Source organism: Bartonella sp. MR110HLJHH, from assembly GCF_042194225.1.
Classification (GTDB): domain Bacteria; phylum Pseudomonadota; class Alphaproteobacteria; order Rhizobiales; family Rhizobiaceae; genus Bartonella; species Bartonella grahamii.
Genome location: NZ_JBHIMQ010000024.1, coordinates 1 through 7666 on the forward strand (window position 1 = coordinate 1; position 7666 = coordinate 7666).

A 7666-nucleotide genomic window follows, 5' to 3' on the forward strand; every position below is an offset into this window, starting at 1 on the left:
CATCTGAACATGACACTGCGCTCATGATAAAACGTGAAAATATAAAAATGTACCTAATGGGAAATGTTATAGAATAAGGCGTTCAAACAAAGCATATCATAAATCGGAGCCCTTCTCTTTATGCGATAAGGAGAGTGCGAGGCAAAACAGTAAAAATGCAGCGATAGAGAATATAAAGAATATGAGATATGTTTGATTGAGGGAAAGATATTCCTCTGTCAGCGAATGGATCAAAAAGCCAGCGAATACACCCCCCAAAGCTCCGCCTATTTGCTGTAATATGCGTGTGATAACTGCTGTATCTTTGACGTATAAACTGTTGACATATTGGATAGGGGCGGAAAGGCAGACAATGGTGGTGATGCCAAGCCCTATGCCTCTTAGCAAGAATCCAAGCCCATCCATGCTTATATTATAGCCGAAGCATAATAATCCAAAGCTTGATATCACCAAACCAATTCCTATCATGAAAAAGGGAGATTTTTCTTTCCATTTTTGGTAAATAAATTTCCTTCCGATCCATGCACCCACTCCTTGCAAAGCAAGGACTGCGCCGATGATGAGAAGGCTATTTTCATGGGCTTGTTCCATGGCAACGGCTAGTGGGAAATAAACGAGGAAGCTATAAAAAAGAAATGAAGCAACAAGCCCCATGATCATGAGTAATGTATAGCGCACATTTTGAAATCCGCTAAAGACGATTAATTTGTTTTTTGCTTTCTGATTAGAAACAATGAACAATATGAGAGATATCACCGCTATAAGTGCTAGGATATATACGGAGGTGTTGTTCTTTATATTTCTGGCTTCTGTGAGATAAAAAAATGAAATAAGCGATATGAAAAACGCTAAAAATGCAAATAAGTTAAATTTTGTTTTTGTTGTTTCGTTGCTCTTTAAGTGTTTCGCTCCAATGGTGAGCGCCAATAAAATGAGCGGAATATTGATAAAAAATAACAAACGCCAAGAGACATACTGAGCAAGTGAGGCACCCACCAGCGGACCAAAGGCAGGAGCGAAAACTGTTGGTACGGCTATGGTGCCCATGGCTTGGCGCACTCGTGTCTGTCCAAATTGTAAGGCAATGATGGTTTGGCTAAGGGGCAGCAAAAGACCGGTCCCGAAACCTTGAACGATACGGGCAGATATAATGGTTGGAAAATTATAGCTTAATCCTACCCCCAGTGATCCAAGCATAAAAATGAAGCTTGCAAGAAACCAAGTTCTTTTGATACCTATTCTTCCTTGCACAAAAGCTGCTATCAACAATCCTGGCACGGTGGCAAGAAAATAGGATGTTACAACCCATTGTATATTATTTTCCTCTACTGAAAGATAAAAAGCAAGGTCTGGAAGGATGACATTAACAATGCTTCCGTCCAGCAAGGGGAGTATGCTGGAAATAATTACGGTATATATGACATACCTTTCTGATTTGGTATAGGAATCCACCTTTTGCATAATTTTGCTCCCTACAGATACTCTTTAAAATATTGGTTCTACCCCATAAATCACAGACTTTGAGAATGAACACCCGTTTGTGATGGCTTTAATATGGGGATGAATGTGATTGGAAGTGCTGATGGTCCCCAAATGCTTCTCTTGTGTACAACCCCTCTTCCTCCAAAATGAAGCTATCAGTTAAGCTGATCTCAATGAGTTTATCGAGGAGTCTATTCGTCGTCAACTCACTTTGCATGTTTGAAAATTTGAGAGAATCCTCTGCATGATCAGAAAGGAATAAATGCATTGCGTATTTATTTTTGTATTCGTTCCATTGTTTTTCCATGATAATGTTTTAAGCCTTTAAAGTCTGGACAATTCTGATGCTTGTGGAAGAGCTTTTGGGGGCAAAGTTATGAGAACGTCAATGTTATGATGATTATGGCTGTTTATTCTTGCTATGGATGGCGCTGATGATCTTTTTTCGTAAAAGATACATTATGATAAGCAAAAAGAAAGAGAGAGTTTTGCTTCATATAAGTGGAGAAGGGGGTATTTTTAGGTTTGTCCGAAATTGTCATCTCGATATCGTTGAGTGATGTGCAATCAATCATGGCATGATGGGGGGTGAAGAGGATAATATGCTTTTTCATCAACTTACCTTTTTGCTGAATTTTTGAGTGTGAGGAGAGAGAGGAGGGCGGTACTGAGAGAGGCAATACTCAAGATCTGCCAAACCGATAATCCAAAAAATTCTTGGTTGTAGAAGAGGGAGCCAAGATAACTTCCTGCCATGCCTCCGAAAGCACTGGACAAGCTCATGATTCCAAATGTGCTAGCGATTAAGCGTTCATCTATATTTGTGGCCTCATAATCGAGGCGTATGTAGATCACGATTTCAGCAAAGGAAAAGAGGATGATCGCGAAGAAGAGGTAAAAATAAGAATGCTCAAGAGCGTGGAGGAGGAGGAATGAGATTCCAAACAAAACAAAGGATAATACTTTGGGCGTTTTGGAGTTTTCTTTACATGCCCATTTGGAAACAGACATTTGGAAAAAGATCACGATGAGAGCATTCAAGACAAAAATAAAAGAAGTAGCACTTCCTTCAAAAACCTGATCACTGAATACAGGTATGGTGCTTTCGAGTTGGATATAAAAAAAGGTAAACAAGAATATAAAAAGCGAAACGCCAAGCATGGTCTTGTTGGTGAGCAACTTTCTAAAATCAGAAAAATTTATTTTGTCCAATTTGTTAGTATTAGAGCTTTCTTTTAAGGTGCAGTTCAGAAGAAATAATAAAAAAAAGATCAATCCAACGAAACTAAATAATAAGGAGGGGAGCATTTTAAAAATCAACATTCCAAGCAAGGGACCGATAGAGACCCCTATATTAACAAAGACTGATCTTGTTGCTAAGGCATCCACTTTTTCAGTTCTCGAAACATTTCTTACTAAAAAAGATTTCGCAGCAGGAGTGTATAGACTGCTTCCTAAACCAATGAAGGCGCAAGAGAGGAGGAGGATATAAAAATTATGCGTAAAACCAATGATGAGATAGCCAGGGATTCGTGTTGCTAGACCTAAAAGCATTGTTTTTTTTACATGGACATAATCGGAGAGCACCCCTCCTAAGAGAGAGCCTGCCTTTTTGCACAAAAAAGCTACTCCGATGATGATTCCAACTTCTGTTGTACTGAGAGAGTTAAGTTTATTTAAGTAAATCGCCAAAAAAGGGACAACCATAAATATCCCAATATTGCTCAGTAAAGTTGTTATGAGGATGAGTTTTATGCTTGCCTTGAAAGTGAAGAATTTACGCACCATTTTATTTTGCCACCACAAGATTTACTTTTTTTGCTTAAGAAAGTGCATTTAACAGAGCCGTTTCTGAACTTGTTTCTGAGGTCAATAAAATGTCAGCGCACGCAGATTGCTCTCTCAAATTCAGGGTTTTTCCCTGTAAGGGAATGGGTAGAGAATAGTTTGTTTGCTCCTTGCATGTTGCAAGCGCATTTGCTGAAATTTATCTGTTGTTTTGCATAGACAAGTGCTTGACCGATAAAGGTTTGGGGATCAGTTCTTTTTGAAATAATTTAGGTTCTCTTCCTAGTGCACATTCTAAAAATCCTTTGTAGATATTGGTGTTAAAAGTTTGGCAGAGTGCTTCACCAATTTGCACGCCTCTTAAGCGTGGATTTATTCAACAACTTTAAAGAAGTTCCCTTCAGTGATGATAAATTCCGTATGTGCAAAGCCCCCATGATAGGAAACAGCTGCTAGGATATTTTTAATCCCTTCTTCTATTCCCTGTAATTGTGCAATGTTCTTGTCTAAGGGAAAGTTGTTGCAAGTCTCTTAAAGTCAGGCATGTCTGACATGACCCTGCTTGAGAGGGCGAGAAGCTTTATTTTCCCTCGATAGCTAATGGTTTTAGCACTGTAGAGTGTGCCTGTAAAGAAGGTTTCAATGAGATTTTTTTTGAGGGAAGTATGGTTTTTTATAAATTCCATGATTGCGGTAAATTCCGTTTTATTTTCTGCAAACTATACGTTTTTTGAGTCTGTTCCCTGTGGGTCTTTCAGAATGACAGGATAGGAGAGCTTGTGTGTGGCTTGGAAAGCCTCACTTTCAATAACAGTTATTTGTCCTTTTGTGAGACCTTTTTCACAGAGGATTTTTCTTAAACAAGCTTTGTCTCTACAGATATTTATCGCATAGGCATTTTGGGTTTTATATCCCAACTGGGCGGAGATTTCGTTGACACTTGTCGCCCACGTGTCTGTAAGATTGAGAATGCCACTAAAGTTTTTTAAATTTTGGCAATAGGTTATCATTTCCGCATGATGAAATGTATCGCGTTCAATAACACTGAGATGCATGCTTTTAATATAATCCAGTTCATAAAAATCGAGATCTTTATTGTGGGTGAGGAGGTGTAAGTGAAGTGCGAGCGTTTCTGCTGCCTCTATAAGTCTAGCCAAGTCAAAGGTTGAGGCTTCCTCCAGTACAAAATGCATCTCTATCTTCTCTTCATGGGAATTATTTGGTGAAAAAAGCCGCAAAAATCGTTTGTTTATTCCCTTCAAAATGCGATTATGACAAGGACAACTGTGTTGATGGACGTTGAAAAAAATGAAAAAGCGCGTATGGGGGCAATAACAATCAAGCGCAAGAACGCTTGTGGGAAGTTGCAATCTTAGCTTTTTTAATTTCCACTAAATCACTATCAGGCACTATAGGATATTGAGAAGTTTGAAAAAAGGATTTTATTTGGGGGGGGTATTTTTTCAGAGCTTGAGGAGCGAACAAATTGAGATTTCCGCATAAAGCAAATATGGAAAAATTGCGCTTTATTGATACCCTCTTTTATCAAATAAGAGGATGAGAGCGATGATAAAAGAGCGCTTCTTTTAAGGGTGTGCAGGTGAATTAATGAACAATAAAACTCTATCCACCCGTGTTCAAATTTTTTCACGATAATGCGTTGCACGGTCTTTTGCCGAAAGAGTACAATCTTGAAGATTCAAGACATTTGTTAAATCGTGAATAGAAGTTAAAGCGCCCATAATATTATAAAAGGTTGGTGTTCTTCCTTTCAGGTGTAAGGTATGTTCGTGGTGTTCCACAGTTATATGATTGATCCTATGCAATATGAACACTCTCACCTGTGATGCGCTCAAGTAATGAAGCATCATCAGGATAAAAAAGGATACTCTTCATTCATTGTTTTTAGGCATCATTTTCAGGATGTGTTTTCGCTTGAATGTGTCCTATAAAATGTAAACATTACTGTTTGTCTAAAAAACATTGGCAATCTTGTAACACTGGAATCCTATTGGACCAGTTTCTTGGGTGGTAAAGCTAAGAGGCTTAATATGCAATTCAGGGATTATGTCTTTTATTTTCAACACAGATTTAAGCTTGAAAGGCTTCTCCAAGAGAAAATAGGTTTTTTGAGAGATTTAATTTTTTTCTCAAGATATGGTAATAAGTTTATCCGCAAAACTTGGTAGGCATATGATGGTATCGATAGAAAATTCTTCGATAGCTGAATTCAAAGTCTCAAGATCAACCATAGAGGCGAATGGATAATATGTTATTTTAAAAAGGTGACAAACTTCATGGGAAAACAAAAATCCGCTCCATAATCCTTTAAGCTGTGAGGCAATTGGCAATAGGGCTTACAGAACAATCTTTAAAGACCGTTTTGAGGTTCTTTGCCGCAGAGTGTGTTATAGCCCCATAATTGAGTGATTTATGGCGAAGTGTTTTGGGTGCTCTTGTTGTGCTACTGGTTTTCAAAAATGATATGTGACATGGAAGCTGCTTATTTTTTAGTTTGTATGAGGCACAGGCAAGAGGCAAAGGCGGAGGCACCAACAATCATGCAAAAGATGAAAGCGATATGACTGTTGAAATAGCTGATGATCCATCCACTTGTCCATGAGCCGGCGGCTTGGCCAATATTTGAAACAACAAGAATATAACTAAAAAGAACACTGGCAGAGAGGGATACGGTTGTTTTCCCTGCTTGATAATATATTTCTGGAACCATGACAGATTCATAGACACTGTAGGCAATTAATGCGGTTACAGCGGTAAAGACCCCACCCATGAGGAAAAATGAGGAGAAACTTCCCATAAAACAGAGCAGATAAAAAGTTGCTTTATCGGAAAGGGTGAGATGTTTATTGATTACTCCCTGCCAGATACAAATGCTGATGCCAACAATTGAAAAGAAAATTCCACTATAAGGGGCGAGATTGCTGTCAAATTTATTGAGAAGTGTTGTGGTGGTGATGAAAATTCCCATGAGAAATGTACAAAGCAAAGCCGTGACCAGCAAATAAGCAATAGAACGATTATGTATTATTGTTTTTAAAGAAAAAAGAAGAGCTTTTTTTGTTTTTTTATCCTTTTCAAGAGATAATGTTTTATGCGGGTAATGATAAACAATTTTGAGAGATAGAACACAAAGATACAAACCAAGGAGTGCAAAAAAAGCCATTAAAAAAGTTGATGCGTTATATTTTATGGCAATCATTGCAACAAGAGGGGCAATAACGACCGCAGCGTTTTGAAAAAACGAATAGAGAGTTAATGCGCGCTTAAGAGCACTTCCCTTGAGATGTTCTGATAAAATTTCTCTCAAAAATGGCTTTGAAATTGCTTTCGAAAAAGCCATTAAGGTAAAAAAGGTCAACCATGCAGAAGGCATGAGCGATAGGATAACGCATACAAAAGCGCTACTCCTTAAAATAAAGGCGGTAGCCATTAAGAGTTTACGAGAAAGTCTTTCTAATAAACTTGTTGTGGTTACCATGAGAATGCTTTCAAGGATTACCGACCCAGAGAGATAAAACGCAACATTGGCAGCAGTTATGAGAGAAGAGTTTCCAATCAGAGGGAGTACAAAGAAAAAGGAAAATTCAGAAAGAAAAACTGTGCTATAGATGAAAAAAGGAATTTTATTTTTGCCCATGGAATTTCCATAGAAGTGTCGTTAAATGATCAAATACATTTTGTTGTATCTGTTGAGGAAGTTTTGTCAGCCCTGTTTCCGCTGTGCACATTTCGTTGAAATAGTCTCTTTATCAATTCATCAGTCAGTCCACTGCAAGAATGTTATTTTTTGTTTGTCTACGATGTTTTTAGAAATATCGAGCATGATTTGGGTTGAGTAACAACACTGTTTCCTGATGTTTGCGCAATAATCAGTAAGATCATTGAGACCTTGATCCCATATCTTCTTCTGGTGATTTTGACTGTTTCTAATCCTATTTGATAACCAATTGGCACCCCGCATTCTTGCTTTTCCATTGTATCCTTTATAAAGGGGATGTACTAACCCCTCCATAGATTGTCAACATATGAATGAGATGAATGATTTTATAACCTTTTAATGAAATTATATTTTTTTAGTGGAAGGTTATTCATTCTCTTTTAGCGCATGCGTTGATATTTTCCTCCATGGCGTTGTAAAAAACCCCTCTCAACAAGAGTGCGTCGTAATCGTGCAATGCATTGATTTATAATGATAATTCACTGTTTTGTATGTTGAATGAGAGTCCCGAATAACGTAAGATTCTCTCATTTCAAATCTGTTTATCTTGAATCAATCAAAACTACTATTTGCACATAATAAGTGGGATGAGCGTGTGGATCAAATTTGTATAAGAAAGGACTAAAAATGGCTCTTATGAACCGTCTTAATGCAAGG

At 37.9% G+C, this 7666-nt stretch carries 6 protein-coding genes; all 6 read right to left on the bottom strand.

Going from position 1 to position 7666, the window contains the following annotated elements:
• Positions 1–96: 96 nt before the first annotated feature.
• Positions 97–1461: an MFS transporter gene (locus ACFIKB_RS08590; RefSeq protein ID WP_375636696.1), complete on the bottom strand. Its 1365-nt coding sequence runs from the start codon at positions 1459–1461 to the stop codon at positions 97–99.
• Positions 1462–2100: 639 nt separating this feature from the next.
• Entirely contained in the window at positions 2101–3270 is a 1170-nt protein-coding gene (locus ACFIKB_RS08595; RefSeq protein WP_375653327.1) for an MFS transporter, read from the bottom strand.
• Between the two features lie 719 nt (positions 3271–3989).
• The gene (locus ACFIKB_RS08600; RefSeq protein ID WP_375653330.1) at positions 3990–4463 is read right to left on the bottom strand and encodes a hypothetical protein; all 474 of its coding nucleotides are present in this window, start codon (positions 4461–4463) and stop codon (positions 3990–3992) included.
• A 444-nt stretch (positions 4464–4907) separates the two neighbouring features.
• Complete coding sequence (locus ACFIKB_RS08605) at positions 4908–5096, bottom strand: hypothetical protein (RefSeq protein WP_375653331.1); 189 nt, start codon at positions 5094–5096, stop codon at positions 4908–4910.
• 677 nt (positions 5097–5773) lie between these two features.
• Positions 5774–6928 (bottom strand): MFS transporter, encoded by a 1155-nt coding sequence (locus ACFIKB_RS08610; protein ID WP_375636689.1) that lies wholly within the window; start codon positions 6926–6928, stop codon positions 5774–5776.
• Between the two features lie 461 nt (positions 6929–7389).
• On the bottom strand, positions 7390–7488 hold the full coding sequence (locus ACFIKB_RS08615) for a DUF2087 domain-containing protein (protein WP_375645059.1): 99 nt from the start codon (positions 7486–7488) through the stop codon (positions 7390–7392).
• Positions 7489–7666: the final 178 nt, after the last annotated feature.

Excerpts from the sequence above, each read along its gene's own strand:
- ACFIKB_RS08590 (WP_375636696.1), bottom strand. The coding sequence starts at position 1,461 with ATGCAAAAGGTGGATTCCTATACCAAATCAGAAAGGTATGTCATATAT.
- ACFIKB_RS08595 (WP_375653327.1), bottom strand. The coding sequence starts at position 3,270 with ATGGTGCGTAAATTCTTCACTTTCAAGGCAAGCATAAAACTCATCCTC.
- ACFIKB_RS08600 (WP_375653330.1), bottom strand. The coding sequence starts at position 4,463 with ATGCATTTTGTACTGGAGGAAGCCTCAACCTTTGACTTGGCTAGACTT.
- ACFIKB_RS08610 (WP_375636689.1), bottom strand. The coding sequence starts at position 6,928 with ATGGGCAAAAATAAAATTCCTTTTTTCATCTATAGCACAGTTTTTCTT.